The 17,383-nt window shown below is 67.3% G+C and carries 17 protein-coding genes; 2 read left to right on the top strand and 15 right to left on the bottom strand.

What is annotated here, in order from left to right; all coding sequences use genetic code 11:
* Window positions 1-13 precede the first annotated feature (13 nt).
* From ACVWZ7_RS19940 to ACVWZ7_RS19895, 10 genes are all read right to left on the bottom strand, one after another.
* The gene (locus ACVWZ7_RS19940; protein ID WP_344367534.1) at window positions 14-517 is read right to left on the bottom strand and encodes a mycothiol transferase; all 504 of its coding nucleotides are present in this window, start codon (window positions 515-517) and stop codon (window positions 14-16) included.
* Window positions 518-591: 74 nt separating this feature from the next.
* Complete coding sequence (locus ACVWZ7_RS19935; protein WP_456508872.1) at window positions 592-2,403, bottom strand: FAD-dependent oxidoreductase; 1,812 nt, start codon at window positions 2,401-2,403, stop codon at window positions 592-594.
* Between the two features lie 12 nt (window positions 2,404-2,415).
* Window positions 2,416-3,255: an aldo/keto reductase gene (locus tag ACVWZ7_RS19930; protein WP_456508871.1), complete on the bottom strand. Its 840-nt coding sequence runs from the start codon at window positions 3,253-3,255 to the stop codon at window positions 2,416-2,418.
* Complete coding sequence (locus ACVWZ7_RS19925; RefSeq protein ID WP_456508870.1) at window positions 3,252-4,172, bottom strand: sugar phosphate isomerase/epimerase family protein; 921 nt, start codon at window positions 4,170-4,172, stop codon at window positions 3,252-3,254. Before ACVWZ7_RS19925 ends, ACVWZ7_RS19930 begins: the two co-directional genes overlap by 4 nt.
* A complete protein-coding gene (locus ACVWZ7_RS19920) occupies window positions 4,169-6,295 on the bottom strand; it encodes an FAD-dependent oxidoreductase (protein ID WP_456508869.1) in 2,127 nt (708 codons plus the stop codon). Before ACVWZ7_RS19920 ends, ACVWZ7_RS19925 begins: the two co-directional genes overlap by 4 nt.
* Window positions 6,296-6,304: 9 nt before the next feature.
* Window positions 6,305-7,429 (bottom strand): Gfo/Idh/MocA family protein, encoded by a 1,125-nt coding sequence (locus ACVWZ7_RS19915; protein WP_456508868.1) that lies wholly within the window; start codon window positions 7,427-7,429, stop codon window positions 6,305-6,307.
* 65 nt (window positions 7,430-7,494) lie between these two features.
* The gene (locus ACVWZ7_RS19910) at window positions 7,495-8,250 is read right to left on the bottom strand and encodes an SDR family NAD(P)-dependent oxidoreductase (RefSeq protein WP_456508867.1); all 756 of its coding nucleotides are present in this window, start codon (window positions 8,248-8,250) and stop codon (window positions 7,495-7,497) included.
* Window positions 8,247-9,158 carry a shikimate dehydrogenase gene (locus ACVWZ7_RS19905; protein WP_456508866.1) on the bottom strand — a complete coding sequence of 304 codons (912 nt, stop codon included), beginning with the start codon at window positions 9,156-9,158 and terminating at the stop codon, window positions 8,247-8,249. Before ACVWZ7_RS19905 ends, ACVWZ7_RS19910 begins: the two co-directional genes overlap by 4 nt.
* A complete protein-coding gene (locus ACVWZ7_RS19900) occupies window positions 9,155-10,531 on the bottom strand; it encodes an MFS transporter (RefSeq protein WP_456508865.1) in 1,377 nt (458 codons plus the stop codon). The genes ACVWZ7_RS19905 and ACVWZ7_RS19900 overlap by 4 nt, the downstream gene beginning before the upstream one ends.
* A 172-nt stretch (window positions 10,532-10,703) precedes the next feature.
* Entirely contained in the window at window positions 10,704-11,606 is a 903-nt protein-coding gene (locus ACVWZ7_RS19895) for a LysR family transcriptional regulator (RefSeq protein ID WP_116768324.1), read from the bottom strand.
* A 254-nt stretch (window positions 11,607-11,860) separates the two neighbouring features.
* On the opposite strand from ACVWZ7_RS19895, the gene ACVWZ7_RS19890 reads away from it, so the two are divergent.
* Complete coding sequence (locus tag ACVWZ7_RS19890; RefSeq protein ID WP_456508864.1) at window positions 11,861-12,892, top strand: alpha/beta fold hydrolase; 1,032 nt, start codon at window positions 11,861-11,863, stop codon at window positions 12,890-12,892.
* On the opposite strand, the gene ACVWZ7_RS19885 is transcribed toward ACVWZ7_RS19890, so the two are convergent.
* Window positions 12,889-13,485 (bottom strand): TetR/AcrR family transcriptional regulator, encoded by a 597-nt coding sequence (locus tag ACVWZ7_RS19885; RefSeq protein WP_456508863.1) that lies wholly within the window; start codon window positions 13,483-13,485, stop codon window positions 12,889-12,891. The two genes, ACVWZ7_RS19890 and ACVWZ7_RS19885, sit on opposite strands and share 4 nt — an antisense overlap.
* 109 nt (window positions 13,486-13,594) lie before the next feature.
* Here ACVWZ7_RS19885 and ACVWZ7_RS19880 point away from each other — a divergent pair, with 109 nt between their 5' ends.
* Window positions 13,595-14,104: an LURP-one-related/scramblase family protein gene (locus tag ACVWZ7_RS19880; RefSeq protein WP_456508862.1), complete on the top strand. Its 510-nt coding sequence runs from the start codon at window positions 13,595-13,597 to the stop codon at window positions 14,102-14,104.
* A gap of 34 nt (window positions 14,105-14,138) precedes the next feature.
* Here the strand turns inward: ACVWZ7_RS19880 and ACVWZ7_RS19875 are convergent, their stop codons facing one another.
* The 4 genes from ACVWZ7_RS19875 to ACVWZ7_RS19860 form a co-directional block, all read right to left on the bottom strand.
* On the bottom strand, window positions 14,139-14,762 hold the full coding sequence (locus ACVWZ7_RS19875; RefSeq protein WP_456508861.1) for a short chain dehydrogenase: 624 nt from the start codon (window positions 14,760-14,762) through the stop codon (window positions 14,139-14,141).
* A 77-nt stretch (window positions 14,763-14,839) separates the two neighbouring features.
* A complete protein-coding gene (locus tag ACVWZ7_RS19870) occupies window positions 14,840-16,075 on the bottom strand; it encodes an NAD(P)/FAD-dependent oxidoreductase (protein ID WP_456508860.1) in 1,236 nt (411 codons plus the stop codon).
* A 21-nt stretch (window positions 16,076-16,096) separates the two neighbouring features.
* On the bottom strand, window positions 16,097-16,753 hold the full coding sequence (locus ACVWZ7_RS19865; RefSeq protein WP_344367522.1) for an amino acid ABC transporter permease: 657 nt from the start codon (window positions 16,751-16,753) through the stop codon (window positions 16,097-16,099).
* Complete coding sequence (locus ACVWZ7_RS19860; RefSeq protein WP_456509157.1) at window positions 16,750-17,382, bottom strand: amino acid ABC transporter permease; 633 nt, start codon at window positions 17,380-17,382, stop codon at window positions 16,750-16,752. Before ACVWZ7_RS19860 ends, ACVWZ7_RS19865 begins: the two co-directional genes overlap by 4 nt.
* Window position 17,383: the final 1 nt, after the last annotated feature.

Below are 17,383 nucleotides of genomic sequence, written 5' to 3'. Positions count from 1 at the left end.
CCGGAGTTCGGGCTTAGGCGGGATTCAAACCCTTGGCATATGCCGCCTGCCCCACGTGCTGGAGGCAGTCGGCAATCGTGCTGACCAGCCGCACCCCAAGCGTGACGGGCGGGTCCCATCGCGTATCGACGATGCGGTCGAAGTCCTCGTCGCCGAGCGGCGTCAGGAACCCCACGGTCTGCCGGTGAACGGCGTCGTAGTAGTCGAACAACAACTGCCGGGAAACCCGCACCGCGTCGACCTGGCTGCTCGAATGGCCGTAGCCGGTGTCGCGTTTGGGCAGCGGAAGGTCGAATCTGCCGGCGAACCCCTGCGAGGTCCAGACCTGTTCCAGGCCTGCGGCGGAGGCGAGTTGCGCGTCTTCGACCCGGCTGAGGTGCCAGATCAGCCATGCCATCGAATTTCCGTTACCCGCCGGCCGGCGCACCAGAGTCTCGTCGTCGACGCCTTCCAGCGCGGCGGCCACGGTCTCATGGATGCGGCCGAAGGCGTCCAGGAGCAGTTCGTTGGATTTCATCGAGTCCCCTCACGGTGCATCATCGCTGAGTCCCCATGCTTGCACGGAAGCCGCAGCGGTGGGTAGGGCCGGCCCTACGCCGAGGCGGTCACGTGGCCCGCGGGCTCCTCATCCCCCGCGGTACGCTCAGGGGCCAGGCTGCTGTCGTCTTCGTAGTGTGTCGCGTTGGCGAGGTCGCGGCCTGCGATGTAGCCGAACGTCAGGGCCGGTCCGAGGTTGATGCCGCCGGCCGGGTAGTGGCCGCCCATGACGGATGCCTGGTCGTTTCCGGCGACGTAGAGGCCGGCAATGGGCCTCCCGGCGGTGTCCAGTACCCGGGCGCGCGAGTCGGCGGCGAGTCCCGCGAAGGTGCCGAAGGATCCCGGCACGATCTTGACCGCGTAGAACGGCCCCTTTTCGAGCGGCCGCAGCGACGGGTTGGGCGTGTTCTTCGGGTCCCCGCCGTAGCGGTTGAATTCGCTCGCGCCGCGGTCGAAGTCGGGGTCGAGGCCCTTGCGGGCGTTCTTGTTGAAGTCTGCGACGGTCTTGGCGAGGCTTTCCGGGTCGATGCCGCAGGCAACGGCGAGTTCCTCGATGGTCCGGCCTTTCTTGAGGTAGCCGGAGCGCAGGTAGGGGAAGCGCGGCACGGGAAGCGGCTTGGCCATGCCCAGCGGGAACTTGCGCACGAACGCGGCGTCGGCGATCTGCCAGGCTTCGACGGGTTCGCCGTCCGGGGTCGCGTTGAGCATTCCCTCGACGTAGTCGTAGTAGCCGTTGGCCTCGTTCACGAACCTGCGTCCGTCCGCCCGCACGCCGATACTGCCGGGTTTGGCGCGGTCCATGATGTGCGGGAACGTCCCGGTGCGTCCGTTGCGGTACGGGACCAGGGAGACCGGGCACCAGGCGGCCGGGGACTGCATGTCGGTGTCGAACCGGGCGCCCACGGCCTGGGCCATGGTGATGCCGTCGCCGGTGGTTTCCTTCGGCGCCAGCGTCCAGTGCTCGCGCCCGGTGGGGGTCTTGGGGAACAGCGCGGCGCGCCGGGTGACGTCGTTCGGGAAGCCGCCAGCGGCCAGCACGACGCCGCGGGCGGCGTTGATCTGCAGCTCGCCTTCCGGTGAGCCCACCACAGCTCCGGTGACTGTGCCGGCAGCGTCCGTGATGAGGCGTTTCGCGGGGGTGGAGACGCGGATGTCCACGCCGAGGTCATCGGCGGATTTCATGAGCCGGCCGGTGAGCGCGGTGCCGTTGACCAGCTGCATGTTGCGCCGGTGGGTCAGGAGATCCAGCAGGTGCAGGCCCACCCGCCAGCCGGCGTGGAAGAGTCCCTGGACGTTGCCCTGGGAGGCGGAGAGGAACTTGGTGAGGTCCGGGCCGGCCATGATGCCCATGCCCAGGAAGGAGGTCTCGTAGAGCTGGTGGCGCATCTTGGCGCGCAGCTCGGGCCTGATCCGCCGGGCGTTGAACGGCTTGGGCCCCACCGAGCGGTGCCCGGTGCCGGCACCGGGCGTGCTGCCGTAGATGTCCTTGATTTTGGCGCCGGGGACAAACTGCAGGCTGGTCTTGTCGTGGAAGAAGCCGACCATGTGCGGGACTGCCTCAAGGAACGCGTCCACCTTGTCGTCGCGGTAGTTCCCGCCCAGCCGGTGGCGCAGGTAGGTGCGGAAGAGTTCGCGGTCCTCGTTCACGCCGTCGGCCTTGGCCAGCGGGTTCCCCGGGGTCCAGGCCCAGCCGCCGGACCACGAGGTGGCGCCGCCGCAGACATCGGCCTTTTCAACAACAATGACTTTCAGCCCGTGATAGGCGGCCGTGACCGCGGCGGACAGGCCGCCGGCTCCGGAGCCCACCACCAGGACGTCACAGTCCAGGCTGGTGCGGTCACGATCGGCGTTTAGGGGTGCAGGCATGGTGTTTCTCTTTCAGTGGAAGAAGGTGTCGGAGTCCAGGCGCGGGGGCGCCCCGGTGTCGAGTGCGTCGATCGCGTCGAGCTGGTCCTGGCTCAGGGCGAAGGTGAAGACGTCGAGGTTTTCGCGCTGACGGTCAAGGCTTGCGGACTTGGGCACGGCCACCCGGCCGTGTTGAACGTGCCAGCGCAGCACGATCTGCGCGGGGGTCTTGCCGAGGTCCCGGGCCGGGCCCGTCACGGCAGGGTGGCTGAGGAAGGCGCCGTTGCGGCCGAGCGGGCTGTAGGCGGCGGTCAGTATGCTGTGGTCCCGGTGGTAGGCAAGCTGCCGGGGCTGACCGTGTTCGGGGTCGATCTGCACCTGGTTCACCGGAACCTTCAGCCCGGCGGCTTGAACGAGCCGCAGGTGGGCCGGTTTGAAGTTGGACACGCCCCAGGCCCGGATGGAGCCCTCCTCCACCAGGCGTTGAAGTCCTTCGCAGGCCTCGACGAACCGACCTTGCGCCGGGTTGGGCCAGTGCACCAGGAAAAGGTCCAGATAGTCGGTCCGGAGGCGCTTCACGGCGTGGCCGAAGGCCTCGCGCACGCCGTCCCGGCTGTGCCATTCGGTGTTGAACTTGGTGGTGAGGAACAGCCGGCTGCGCTCGATCCCGCTGCGCCGGATCCCCTCCCCCACGGCGGCCTCATTGGCGTAGTTCTCGGCCGTGTCGATGTGCCGGTAGCCGCTGCCGATCGCCTGGGCCACGGCCGCCGCGGCATCCTCGCCGGTCAGGGGCCAGGTTCCCAGCCCGATGAGCGGGATGCGGACGCCGGGGGCCAGTTCCGCCGTCGTGGTGTCGTCCCTGGTTTCAGTCATCGGGGCCCCGCCCCCTGGAGGATTTCCGCGTCCCGCAGGGTGCTGGCGGCCGCCAGCACCGTGTCGACGCCGGATTTGAGCCGGCGCGCCCAGCCAAGTTCGCCGAGTTCGGCTACGCGGCGGTCCGACGGCGTCTCCGCACTCAGCGGGAGGCCCTCCGGGAGGGCGGCCACGGCGGCGGCGAGGTCGAAGTCGCCTTCGCCGGGCACCTCGCGTTCCGAGCGGGATTCGGTGACGAGGTCGTCGCGGCTGGCCGGCCGCCGGGCCGGCCCGTCGCACAGCTGCAGCAGTGGCACCAGGTCTGCGTTGGCGCGCAGTTGCTCCCATTGCGCGGCTTCCCGGCCATCCCGGCCGTCCCGGCCGTTGACAGAGTTGACCGAGTTGACAGAGGTGAAGCCGTTGAACCGGTTGAAGTGCAGGGTGTCCACCACGATCCTGCAGCCGGCCTGCCGGGCAATGTCCGCGGCCTGGGCGATCGAGGCCACGGGCTGGTAGGAGATCGCTTCAAGGGTCGGGGTGATTCCGAAACCGCGGCCGTCCTCGGTCATCCGGGCCAGCGTGTGGACCAGCCGGGCACTGTCCGGATCGGCTCCCGCAACGGTCAGGGATTCCGCCCCCAGGGCCTGCCCGGCTTCCATCATCCGCAGCCAGGCGTCCCGCTGGTCGGTGCCGTCCAGCAGCAGGAATTCGATGTCACGGACACTTACACCGGTGTCCCGCATCCGGGCCAGGGTTTCCCGCAACATCGGCGAGCCGGGCTGGAGGTCGTAAGGCCGTTCGGCCGCAGTCACGGGACGGACCCGGGCTCCGATGAAGTCGAAGCCTGCTGCAGCCGCGATGCCGAGCAGTTGCGGCGGGGCGGTGTTCAGGAGGGACAGTTGGGCGAGCCCCAATGGTCGCCGGGTGCCGTGGGTCATGATGCTGCTCCGTTCAGGCTCATCGTCTTGTTCTCAGTCGTGTTCTCGGTAGGGCTCTCAGTGGTGCCGGGTGTCAGGAGCGCGGCGATGCGCTGGGCTGCGTCGTAACCGCTTTTGACGGCGTTGGAGGCGATCGCGGGCGTCTGGTCCACGACGGTCCCGGCCAGGGTCACCGGCACTCCGGCGGTGCCGGTCAGTCGCGCGTCCCGGACGTCGGCCGGGACCGAGCCGTCCAGCGGGACCACGGAGCGTGAGACCAGGACAGGTCCCGGAGCGGCCAGCCATTCGCCTCCGGCCGGAAGGCCCGGCCCGCTGATCCGGACCCGGGCGCCGTCGTACTCCTCAATGGCCGCGCCCAGGCGGATCCGCACCCGGGGGTTGGCGGTCAGCCGGGGCACGGCCAGGATCTTGGCGCGGCGGCCCGATTCCGGGGCGATGACTTCCTGCGGTCCCACCAGGAGAACCGCAGTCCCGCGGTCGGCAAGGGTGTCCGCAACGCTCATGGCGACGGAATCGGCGCCCCACATGGTCACGGCCTCCGGAGCGGCGGCGCTGCCGTCGAGGATGTCCGCGTGGGCGGCGAGCCACGCCCGCACGTCCAGGACGTTCGGGGAGTCGTCACCGGGGAACCCGGCGGCCGGCCGTAGCCCGCCGGTGGCGATCACGACGGCGTCTGCCGCGGTGTCACGCACCAGCTCGCCGAGGGCGTCGGTGTCCACGCGAGTGCCCGGACGGACGTCGATGCCGAGCCGCGCGTTCTCCTCCGCGGACCATTCGGCGAAGCGGTGGAAGTCCGGCGTGGATTTCATGCGTTCGGCCAGGGCGAACTGACCGCCGGGGCGGGCGGCGGCGTCGAGCACGGTCACGTGGGCGCCGGCTTCGGCGAGTTCGCGGGCGGCGGTCAGGCCGGCGGGCCCGGCACCGACCACCACAACGCGGGAGCCGTCGCGGACGGCGGGGGTGGGGACGGGGACGCGGGAACGGCCCACGGCCGGGTTGACCGTGCAGGTCACCTGGCCAAGTCCGAGGTTGTCGATGCAGACGTTGCAGGCAATGCAGGGCCGGTAGCGCTCGCCGCGCAGGACACCGCCCACGAAGGCGGGGTCGGCGTGGATGGCGCGGGCCAGGCTGACGAAGTCGCAGGTCCCCTCGCGGAGGACCTCCTCGATGATCTCCGGGGAGTTCAGCCGGCCGGCCATGCCAAGTGGCAGCCCGAATTGGCGGTACGCCTTGGCGTAGTCGGCCAGGATGCCCGGCTTCCATTCGCCGGACTGCACGATCCATTCGCCGGCTTCGTAGCTGCCGGCGGAGATGTCCAGGAAGTCCAGGTGTTCCAGGTGGGCCTTGGCGATGATCCCGAGCTGCTGTTCGGCGCTGATTCCCTCGGCAGGACCCTCCACCACCGAGACGCGCAGTCCCACGATCGTGTCCGGGACAGCTGCCCGTACGGCGTCGATGACCAGGTTCATGAAGCGTTCGGGGGCGGCGAACTCGTCGGTGCGGTGGTTGGAAATCGGCGACATGAACTGGTGGATCAGGTAGCCGTGGGCTCCGTGGATGTTGATGACGTCGAAGCCTGCCTGCACGGCCCGGCGGGCGGCCTGGGCGTAGGCGTCCGCGAGCTCATAGCACTCGGCGGCGGTGAGTTCCCGCGGAACCTCCCCGCCCGCCGTCGCACACGGGACCGGCGACGGTGCCAGGTTCTTGAACCCGGAGACGGCGGCCTGCGCGGTACGGCCTCCATGGTTGAGTTCGACGGCGGCGAGCGCACCCTCGGCGTGCAGGGCGTCGGTGAGCCGGCGCAGCCCGGGAATCATGGCATCGGTGTGCAGGCCCAGCTGGTGGGTGCGGCCCTTGCCGTCGGCTCGGACGAAGGTGGCTTCCGTGGTGACCAGGCCGAGGCCGGCCTTGGCCCGGGTGACGAGGTAGTCAATGTACTGCTCTGTGATGGCGCCCTCGGTGGTGCCGTAGTTGCGCTCCATCGGGGCGGAGGCGAGGCGGTTGCGGAGGGTTTTCGGGGTGCGGCCGTTGCGGCCCAGCGTCAGGGGCTGCGCGCTCAGGGTTTGGGCGCTCAGGGGCTGTGCGCTCAGGGCTTGGGCGGCGCGGCGGGTGTTGTGTTCCATGACTGTTCCTTAGCCGGCGACAGGCGCCGGTGTTTGCTTGGTGGACGGTAGAGCGGCGAAGCGCACGGGTTGCCCGGACCGTGAGGACTCGTAGACGGCAAGGAGGATCCGCAGGGCTTTGGTGGCGTCGTGGCCGGTGATGGCGGGGTCCGTGCCGTCGCGGAGGGCCTGGACGAAGTCACGGACCTGGGTGGTGTGGTGCGGGATCAGTTGGCCGTTGATGGTGGCCAGGTCCACGTTCGGGTGGACGCCTTCCGGGTGGGCGGGCTCCGCGCTGATCGTCTCCGCCACGGCCCACAAGTCCACGCGGCCGTCGCTGCCTTCCGGAAATTCGGTGAGGGAGGCGCAAGCGCCCGTCTCCCCCGTGACGCGCAGCTGCACGCCCAGGCTCGGGGACACCGCCGTCGAGGCTTCCAGGGTGGCCATGGCCCCGGAGGTGAAGGTGATGACGGCGGCGGCCGAGTCCTCCACCTCGATGTGATGGCCGTGCTTGTAGGTGTTGATCCTGCCGTAGACCTCGGCCACGTCGCCCATGAACCACTGGAGGAGGTCGATGTAGTGGATGGCCTGGGTCATGAGGACTCCGCCGCCGTCGTTGGCCCAGGTCCCCCGCCAGGCGTCCCGGGAGTAGTACTCGGGGTCACGGTGCAGCATCACCGAGCACTGGCCCATGATGGGCCGGCCCAGCGTGCCGTCGTCGATCGCGGCGCGGATGCGCTGCGCCGCCGGCCAGAAGCGGCGCTGGAACAGGACGCCCAGCCTCACTTCCGCGGCATCGCAGGCGGCAACCATGCGCTCCGCGGAGGCCAGTTCGATGGCGATCGGCTTCTCGCAGAGCACGTGGACCCCGGCGGCGGCAGCCTGCAGCACGACGTCCTCGTGGGTGGGGTGCGGCGTGCAGACGGACACGAGGTCCAGGTCCAGGTCCAGCAGCTCGCCCACGGTGGCGACGGCCGCCGGAACACCCCAGGCGGCGGCGGTGGCCTGCGCCCGGTCCAGGTCGACGTCGCACACGCCCGCGATCTGCACGTTGTCGAGGGCACGGAAGGCCGCCAGGTGGTTGCGCGAAATGGCGCCGCAGCCGGCTATTCCAACGCGGAGCGTGCGGGGGGCCGGGGATGCTGAGGGGGTCATCGGAAGAGCCGTCTTTCTGATCCGGGGATCGTGGAGAAATGTGGTGGGCTAAGGTGCTAGCGCAGCTAGTACGTGGCGCGGCCCCCGGAGAGGTCGAACACGACTCCGGTGGTGTAGGAGGCCGCGGGCGAGACGATGAATTCGATGAGTGCAGCGGCTTCGGCGGGTGTGCCGAAACGGCCCATGGGGATCTTGGCGGCCTGTGCCGCCTGCTGTTCCGCGGGGACTTCCTGGAACAGCGGTGTCATGACGTTGCCGGGGGCCAGGGCATTGACGGTGACGCCGGTGAGGGCAAATTCCTTGGCCAGCGACTTCACGAGGCCCAGGATGCCGGCCTTGCTGGCGGAGTAGGCGGGCATGTTGATCACGCCCTCCTTGCCCGCCGTCGACGAAAGGTGCAGGAGCCGCCCGTAACCCTCCGCCGCCATGGCGGGCAGGACCGCCCGGGAGACGATGAAGGCCCCCGTGAGGTTGACCGTCAGGATCCGTTCGAATTCTTCGACCGTAGTGCCCAGTGCTGAGGCCACCGGCCCCAGGATGCCCGCGCAGTTCACGACGGCGTCGAGGCCGCCCATGGCCTGTACGGCCGAGGCAACGGCGGCACGAACGGACTCGGGGTCCGTCACGTCCAGCGGAAGTGATCCGGGGTCCTCGCCGGGCCAGCGGGCGGACGGGAGGTCAGCCCCGATGACGGCGGCGCCCGACGCCCTGAGACGTTCCGCCGTCGCCAGGCCGATGCCGCTCGCTGCGCCGATGACCAGGCAGCGTGACTCCGCGATGGTGCCGGGTATTGCAGTGCCGGGTGCCACGTCTGAACTCATGAGCGGGCCTCGGCCCGGAAGCTGGCCAGCATGCGTTCGGCGTCAGGCCGGCTGCCGGTGAAGAGCTCAAAGGCGGCGACGGCCTGCCCGACCACCATGCGTCCGCCGTCGAGCACCGCGCAGCCGCGGTCCCGGGCGGCCCTGATCAGTTCAGTGTCGAGGGGCCGGTAGATGACGTCCGCCACCCAGAGTCCGGAATGGAGAAGTTCGGGATCCACCGGCAGGCCCGGATGGCCGCTCATGCCGATCGGCGTCGTATTCACGAGCCCGTCGGCTGTCCGGATGCTCGGGGCCACGGAGTCGGTGCGCGTGACGGACACCTCGCTGTCCGGAAAGTGCGGGGCGAGCCGTGCGGCGAGGCCCTCGGCCCTGGCCGTTTCGATGTCGGCGATGACCAGCTGCCGGGTGCCGGCGCGGAGGAGTCCATAGGCGACCGCTGCTCCCGCTCCGCCGGCGCCGATCTGGACCACCAGGTTGGTCGCGGCGGCGGGGAGGCCGGCCCGGAAGCCGCCGATGAAGCCGAGGTGGTCCGTGTTGTGGCCGACTGCTTTTCCACCGTGGAAGGTGATCGTGTTCACGGCGCCCAGGATGCGGGCGTCGGGTGAAAGATCATCCAGGCCATCCTGGACCAGCTGCTTGCTGGGGTGGGTGACGTTGAGTCCGTCGTAGCCGAAGTCGGCTGCGCTGCGGACCAGGGCGGCGGACCGCTCTGCGGGCTGGCCGACGGTGTCGAGGTCGATCACCCGGTAGGTGTAGGACAGACCGAGCTGATCGGCTTCAGCCTCATGAAGGCGGGGCGTCAGCGATCCGCCAATGCCGGCGCCCAGCAGGCCGACGACGTGCCGGTGGGTCGGATCGGCAGCCCGGGGCTCAAACGCCCACGTGCTCTCCAGCGTCTGCAGGCTCATGCTGGGGCCTTTTCGGAAACAACTGCTTCTGCCACGACGGCCTGCGGCGTCCGGCTCTGCGTGCGCGATTTCTTTAGTCCCAGCAGCGCGGTGGGGGTCCGGTACGTCTCGGGACCGGTGAGGGTTGCGATCGCGGAGATGAGGCAGGCCACGGCGGCAAAGGTGGCCACGGGGATCCAGTTGCCTTTGTTGCCCCCAATCAGAAGTTCGGAGATCGCGGGAGCGAACCCGGCCAGGAGCAGGCCGAACATGAGGCTGATGGCCATGCCCGAGTAGCGGACTTTGACCGGGAACTGCTCCGGGAAGTAGGCGGGGTAAATGGCGTTCGCGCCGGTGTAGGCGACACCGATGAGCAGGATTCCGGTCAGGAAGATCAGCGGAACGTTCGCTGCGGACAGGGCTGAGAAGAACACGTAGATCATCCCGATCTGCAGGACGAGCCCGGTAAGGAAGACCGGCTTGCGGCCGATGCGGTCCGAAAGAAGTCCGGCCAGGGGCCCCATGGCGACTGCGGTGACGTTGGCCACGGCGATCACCACGAGCATGAGTCCCTTGTCGATTCCCACCACCGATGTGGCATAGGAGAGCGCGAAGACGTTGATGATCGTATTGATGATGGTGAACAGTGACATCGCGGTGATGCGGAGCACGGTGACCCAGTGGTAGCGGAACAGGGTGACCAGGGGTACCTTGACCACTTCGTCGTTGTCTTTCACTTCTTCAAAGACCGGAGGCTCCTCGAGGAGACGCCGCAGCACGAAAGCGATGACGGTCACGATTGCGCTTGCGAGGAACGGGATGCGCCAGCCCCAGGCCAGGAGCTGCTCTTCCGGCATGGACGCCACGGGAATGAAGACCAGGGTGGAGAGCACGATGCCGAACATGATGCCGCTCATCGTCCAGCTCGTGTAGAAAGCGCGCTTCGTGTCGGGGGCGTGCTCGAGGGTGAGCGAGCTCGAGCCGGGCGATTCGCCGCCGGCGGAGAGTCCCTGAAGCAGCCGAAGGGCCACGATCAGGACGGGTGCGGCCATGCCGATCTGGCTGTACGTGGGAAGGCAGCCGATCAGGAACGTTGAGGTGCCCATGAGCAGCAGGGTGAAGAGCAGCACGCGCTTCCGCCCGAACTTGTCTCCGAGGTGACCGCAGATCACGGCCCCGAGCGGGCGGGCGACGTAGGCGACGCCGACCGTTGCGAAGGACAGCAGCATCGACGACGGGCCGGGGGCAAAGAACAGCTTCCCGAAGATCAGCGCTGCCGCTGAGCCGAAGATGAAAAAGTCGTAATACTCCAGAGCGCTTCCAACAAACCCTGAGACCGCCGCGATTTTGGCGTTGTTCCGAGGCCGTGCTGACGCCGATGTCGACATTGACATGGTGTTCCCTTCGTGTGACCGGGAACCGTTGCTCCGCTGCCTCCTGAAGTGGGCGACGATGCGGATCGGTTCCGCCGCTGTGTGCGGCTCATCCACAAGTGTGATGCGTTGCACTGTGTAAGTCCACGACAGAAATGATCTATCACTAAGTGGATTTTGGTCTCAATTGCGGTCAGTCGAGCGGGTCCGGGAAGATCTCTTCGACGACGGCGAGGACTGCCGCCAGGACGGCGGAGTCATTTTCGGAGGACCAGGCGATGGCGTGGTTCATATAGTGCTGCGGGTCCTCCAGGGCCACGTACGTGGCGCCCGACGGGATGATGTTCGCTATTCCGCTGCTCATCAGCGTGACGCCGACGCCGGCCGCGACGAACGTCAGGACCATATACGGATCCGACAGCTCCTGTACGACGCGAGGCCGGAACCCCGCCGCCATGCATGAGGCCAGCAGCACCTCCGTCATCGAGGACGACCCGTCCATCGGCGGCGATATGAAGTCATCCCCGGCCAGGCTTTGCAGCGGGATGGACCTTTCGCCGGCCAGCGGGTGATCCAGCGGGAGCACAGCCCCGATTTCCTCGCGGGCAACCAGCCGGGCCGTGACCGAGGGGACCGGGGTTTCGGGAAAGCCGACGAAGGCCAGGTCAAGGGTGCCGTTTGCGACGCTCGCCAGGCCGTCCGCCGTGCGCACCCTGCTGGTGAGGTCCAGTTCGATGTCGGGATATCGACGCCGCAGGGCGCGCGTGAGCGGCGGAAGGGTCAAATGGTTCACCGCTCCGGAGAAACCGATCCGGATCTTCCCCCGGATGCCCGCGACCTCCGTTTGGGCGGCTTCGCGGGCCAGGCGCATTTCCTGCAGCACGCGGTAAGCCCGCGGCAGGAGGGCGTGGCCGGCGGGCGTCAGCGCCACGCTGCGGGTGTTGCGCTCAAAGAGCCGCGTCCCGAGGTCGGCCTCGAGCTTGCGGATCGTCTGGCTCAGCGGGGACTGCGAGGTGTGCAGGCGCACCGCCGCGCGGCCAAAGTGGAGCTCTTCGGCAACCGCCACGAACGCTTCAAGCCATCGGATTTCGGTCATTTCAGGCGCCCTACTCCTCGCCGCGGCGGCCCCTTGCGGACCCCTGTCCGGCTCTGGCCGGATGCGGATAATGCCATGAATCAACACAATAGTGCGGTTATTGAGCCCGGTTCAAGCCTGATCCTCCGTAGGAAAAAATTCATAAGCGGATTCACTGCTTTATCTCATACAGCACTGTATGATTTAACCAGCAGACCGACAGCGCGGAGACGTCGCACCGCATACCTCAGTCCCTTCTTCCTGGAGTTTTTGCCATGCCGCTACGCCTCGTCCGCCGCACCAGCTCAGCCTCGGACCAGCCGCCCCGCCGGCGGCGGGGACGGCCCCTCCGGCTGGCAGGAGTCGCGGCGCTGAGCCTCGCCGGGCTGCTGCTCGCCTCCACCTCAACGAACCTCCTGGTGGAACAGGTCGAGAAGACCAACACGGTCGCCTACGGTCAGAAGGTCCACATCAACGAGGGAACCATCAACGTCACCCGGACCGGCGATGCCGGACCGACAATCGTACTGCTCAGCGGACTCGGAACCCCCGCCCCGGGCCTGGATTTCGCCCCGCTGATCCGGGAGCTGGGAGGCTACCAGGTCATTGCCGTTGAGGGGTTCGGCTACGGCTACAGCGACATGACAGCACGGCCCCGGACCATAGAAAACATCACCGAAGAACTTCACGAAGTGCTGTCCACACTCGGCGTCAGGGCGCCGTACACACTCATCGGGCACTCCATTGCCGGCTACTCCACCCTGTACTACGCCAACAAATATCCGCGCGAAGTGTCCGCGGTGATCGGCATCGACCCGACCGTCCCTGCGGGCAAATCATCCTCGACCGGAACTACGGCCCCCGCGGAGAGGGCCGCAGCGGACTACTCCTGGGCGCACATTCCTTCGACCCTGGGCGTGGTCCGCTGGGCCACAGCTCTGGGTTACGGGGAGCCCGGGGGTGACAGCTTTACGCCGGCCGAACGCGAACACATCCGCCAGCTGACCAGCTGGAACTTCGGCAACCAGGCCGTCACGGACGAAACTCTCCGGATGGGCGAGAACGCCACGAAGCTCCGGGATGTCCGGTACCCCGGCAACCTCCCGGTGCTCGACTTCCTGTCCCGGGACACGATGCAACAGCAGCCGGACTGGTATGCCGCGCACGAACGCCAGCTGGCCAACGTCACGCACCACGAGCTGGTTGTCCTCGAGGGAGACCACTACCTGCACTGGACTCAGTCCAAAGCTATGGCGAAGACGATCACGGAGTTCCTGGGCCGAAGCGGCGTGAAGCAGGGCCCTTAGGGCGCCGGATCCGCCGGCGGGATCAGGAGGGCCCGGATGGTTGCCGGAAGGACCCTTGCTGCATCGTCTTCTGTGAGACGCCCTGCACGGATTTCCGCGGCTGCGCTGTGGAGGATCGAGTAGAAGCAGGCCCCCTGCCATGTGAGGGACTGATCGGTGCGGAAGGTTCCCTCACTCCTGCCTTTTTCAAGGACCGTGATCACCCGCGCGAGCGGCTTGTCATGGTGGGCTCTGATTTGCTCGGCCGAAAGGTACGGTTCGGCCGCCGCCAGGAGCGAGTTGAACTGATATAGGACTCGCCAGGATGACTGAACGAGGTCCCGGAGGCACTTCCACGTGTCCTGCTTGATGTCTACTGCGGCGAGTTCGGCCGCGGCACGGTCCATTGTCCGGGCGAAGACGGCACCGACCAGTTCCTCCCGGTCCGCGAAGTGTCCGTACAAGGTCACCCTGCCCACTCCTGCGACGCGCGCAATTTCAGACATGCTGGCCCCCGGATCATCGCTGAGGCAGGTCAGTGCCGCATCGATGATGGCGTCCTTGTTCCGGACGGCGTCCGCCCGCTTGGTCCGCTCTTTCTGCACCTCAGACACCCGGCCTACCCGCCCATCCGATTACTCAAACAATTATGTTCAGGTTACCAGCGGTGACCATCCGGTTCGGGTGAGGCGCCGGCCGGCGAACCGGACCTATGGTCAAAACATGGGACTACTACGGCACCGGCACGAACCCGCGGGCGAACGGTTTCAGATGCGCGAGAAACTTCTCTCGATCGGGGATGACTTCTGGATCGAAAACGACCAAGGCCAGCGCGCGTACAAGGTCAATGGCAAGGCGCTCCGCGTCCGGGACACGTTCGTCCTGGAGGACGCCTCGGGAAACGAGGTGGCCCGGATCCAGGAGCGCAAGCTCTCGCTCCGGGACAAGGTCGCCATCGAACGCGGCGGCGACACCGCCGCGACTGTCCACAAGGCGCTGATCGGGCTCCGCGATCGCTTCACCATCGATGTGAAGGACGGCGCCGATATGAAGGCGCACGGGAACATCGTCGACCACGAATACGAGATCGAACGCGACGGCCACACCGTCGCCACGATCTCCAAGAAGTGGTTCCGCGTGCGTGACTCCTACGGCGTCGACGTCGCCGCGGGCCAGGACGCCCCGCTCATCCTCGCGATCACGGTCGCCATCGAGTCGTTGACGACCCACTGACATGGTCCGTGGCGTTCAGGAAGCGCCCTCCCTGCTATGACCAGGCCCTAATCGTCTGCCCCGTTTCGGAACCGTAGACGCTGCGGACAAAGGCCGCGGCCGCCACGGCGCCGGGAACGGCAGCGAAACCGGGGAACACCGCCGCATAGGCATCAGCGGACTCCTCCAGCACCGTGGCGCTAACGGTATTCAACCGCAGGTGCGGCAGCTCCGCAGCGGCACTTTTCACGAAGGCGTCAAGGCCAATGTTGGCGATGGCGCTGGGCGATCCGCCCGGGAATGCATAATTTCCCACGATCCCGCTGGTCAGGGTGATGGATCCGCCGGGCCGGACATGGCCACGGGCCGCCAGGGTGATGCGGATCTGGCACAGCAGCTTGCCGTTGACGGTCGACGCGTAAGTATCCAGGGTCGCATCCGATGCTGATGCCCATTTGGCTCCCCCGATGGTGCTGACCACCGCGTCCACGGTCCCCACCCTGTCAAAGAGGGCCGCGACGCTGGCATCGTCCCGGCAATCGACGGGATGTTCGGTCGACGACCGTGACGCGCTGATAATGTCCGGCTGCCCTTCCCCGACCTTGTCGTGGTGTGCGGACAACGCCCGCACCACGTTTTGGCCGACGGTTCCGGTGGCGCCGATGACGAGGATTCGCATGAATGTGCCCTTCGTTGTTGAGAATGTGCAACCGGAACCCCCGGTTGACGGTCCTATCTGCGCATCTATCTGCGCATTTATCTCCGCAGGGGGTTGAACGCCGCTAGCTGGTGCGGCACGGCACCCGTCACGATGTGTTCGGCCAGTAGCTTGCCTGTTGCCGGTCCCAAAACCATCCCCCACATGCCGTGTCCGCCGGCCGCATAAATTCTGTCCGAGGCCAGGCGCCCAACAACGGGCAGACCGTCGGGTGTGATCGGGCGGGAGCCCACCCACTCGTCGCGACGGGACGGCCAGTCGATGCCCCGCAGCAGCGGACGAACGGCTCGCGCTACTGACTCAAGCCGGGCAGAATTCAGAGGCTCGTCCGGATCAAGGAACTCCATGGTTCCCGCGATCCGCAGCGCCCCCTGATAGGGCGTGCAGACAACCCGCTGTTCCGGAAAGTAGAGAGGTCCGGCCGGCAGGCAATCGCCGTCGACGGTGAACGAGTAGCCCCGGCCGGCCTGGACGCCGATTCTCAGCCCCCACCGAGTGGCCAGCCTGGGCAGCAAAGCGCCGGTGGCAAGGACGACGACGTCGGCCGTGAGCCGGTTGCCGTCGTCGGACGTCACGCTTGCCGACGACGGCCCGGCGTCAACGGAACATACGTTGGCGCCGTCCATGATCTGGCCGCCGCAGGCTTTAAAGGCCCGGGCAAGGTCCCAGACGAAGTCACCCGGATCAAGATAGCTCTGTCCGGATATCTCCAGGCCGTGCGCCACAGCGTCGGAGAACACCGCCGGACGGTTCCCGTCGGCCAGGGTGCTGACACCGATGCTCTGGCCCATGGCGTGGAGATGTTCCAGTTCCGTCCGGAACGCCGCGGCGGCCCTCGCGCTGCTGAAGCCTGCAACGTAGGGCGCCGCAATGACCGGTGAGGCAATGCCGTGCGCCTTGAGCTCGGCGAAGGACTCATCAACGGCCGTCGTGATGGGCTGGAGCGCTGACATGGTCTGCCGCCACGTCCGGGCGTTCATGTTCGCGGCGAATCGCAGGAGGAATTTCCACAGCTGCGGGTCGAAACGCAGCGGCACGTGCAGCGGGGCGTCCGGATCGGTCAGGCTTTGCAGGGCGTGCTTCCAGGCGCCCGGCTCAGCCAGGGGCATGACCAGGCCCGGGGTCACCCAGCCGGCGTTGCCCCAGCTCGCTCCGGCGGCCGGCCCGACTTTGTCCACGACGGTGACGGATAACCCCCGTTGCTGCAGGTGCCAGGCCGTCGACAGTCCGACGATGCCGGCGCCGACGACTATGGCCGATTGCGGTGTGTTCATCTGGTTGCTCCCTGTCATCGTCTAAAGGTGCCGGCTCAGCATGCGTTCCGCGAAGACGGACAGCCATGTTGCGGGGATCGAGATGGCAGCGTAGAGCAGGCCGGCAATGATGAACACCGGCAGGTACTGGAACGTGGACGAGCCGATCGAGTACGCCTGGCTCATGAGTTCCGGGACGGCAACTGAATAGGCCAACGACGTCGCCTGAAACAGGAGTACTGCGAAGCCCATCAGCGACGGGAGGGCAATACGCAATCCCTGCGGGATGACCACGAACCTCAGACAGTCCCGGTAGCTCATGCCCAGCGCATGGGATCCCTCGACTTCACCCGGCGGCACCGACTGGATGCCGCCGCGGATCAGCTCGGCGCTATAGGCCGCCGTCGTCCAGGTCAGGGCCAAACATGCCGAGGCCATGGAGCTGAGGGTGATCTCGGCGTTCGGCAGGCCGTAGTACATGAGCTGCAGGAGGACCAGGGCCGGCGCGCCGCGGCCCACTTCGACGAAGAACACCGAGAGGTAGCGGAACGTTTTGTTGCGGGCGGTCACGCCGAAGGAGAAGACCAGCCCCAGGGGCAGTCCAAAGGCCAGGCTCAGGAGCGTCAGGGTGAGGCTGACTTTGAGTCCGTCAAAGAGTGTCGGCCCGTATTGGATTGCGACATCGACCAGGTTGTTCATCGGGCCACCGCCTTCCGCATCTTGATGTCAAGGTGCCTCGAGAGCAGTCCCAGCGGAACGCTCAATAGTATGTAGACACCGGCAGCCACGAAGAACACCATGATGCCTTCGCCGGACTGCCGGGCGTATTGGCTGGACATGAAGACGATCTCGGCCACGCCGATGGACGACGCGATGGAGGAATCCTTGAGCAGCCCGATGGCAAACGTGGTGTAGGCCGGAACGACGGCCCGCGCTGTTTGCGGGCCGATGATTAGGCTCCAGACCGTGGCCCGGTGAAAGCCCAGCGCCGAGCTGGCCTCCCACTGGCCCTTGGGAATTGACGAGATGGCGCCGCGGAAAATCTCCGCGAGATAAGCTGCGGCCACCACGCCAAGGCCCAGGACGCCGGCCTGCAAGGCGGTGAGCCGGATGGCGCCGATGGAGACGCCGTAGTACAGGATGAAGAGCCACACCACGGGCGGGACTCCTCGCAGCAGGTCAACCAGCCCGCGCGACATCAGCCAGACGAGCCGGTTCCGGCTCCGCAGCCCGGCAACGATGGGCAGCGCGACAACCGTCCCGATCATCAGGGCCAGAATGGTCACGAGGACTGTGAGCGGCAAGCCGATGGCGATGGCCCGGAGCATC

This window comes from Arthrobacter sp. TE12232 (assembly GCF_054062615.1).
The sequence above is the reverse complement of the archived record's forward strand: the minus strand, read 5'-3'. Positions and strand labels throughout refer to the sequence as shown.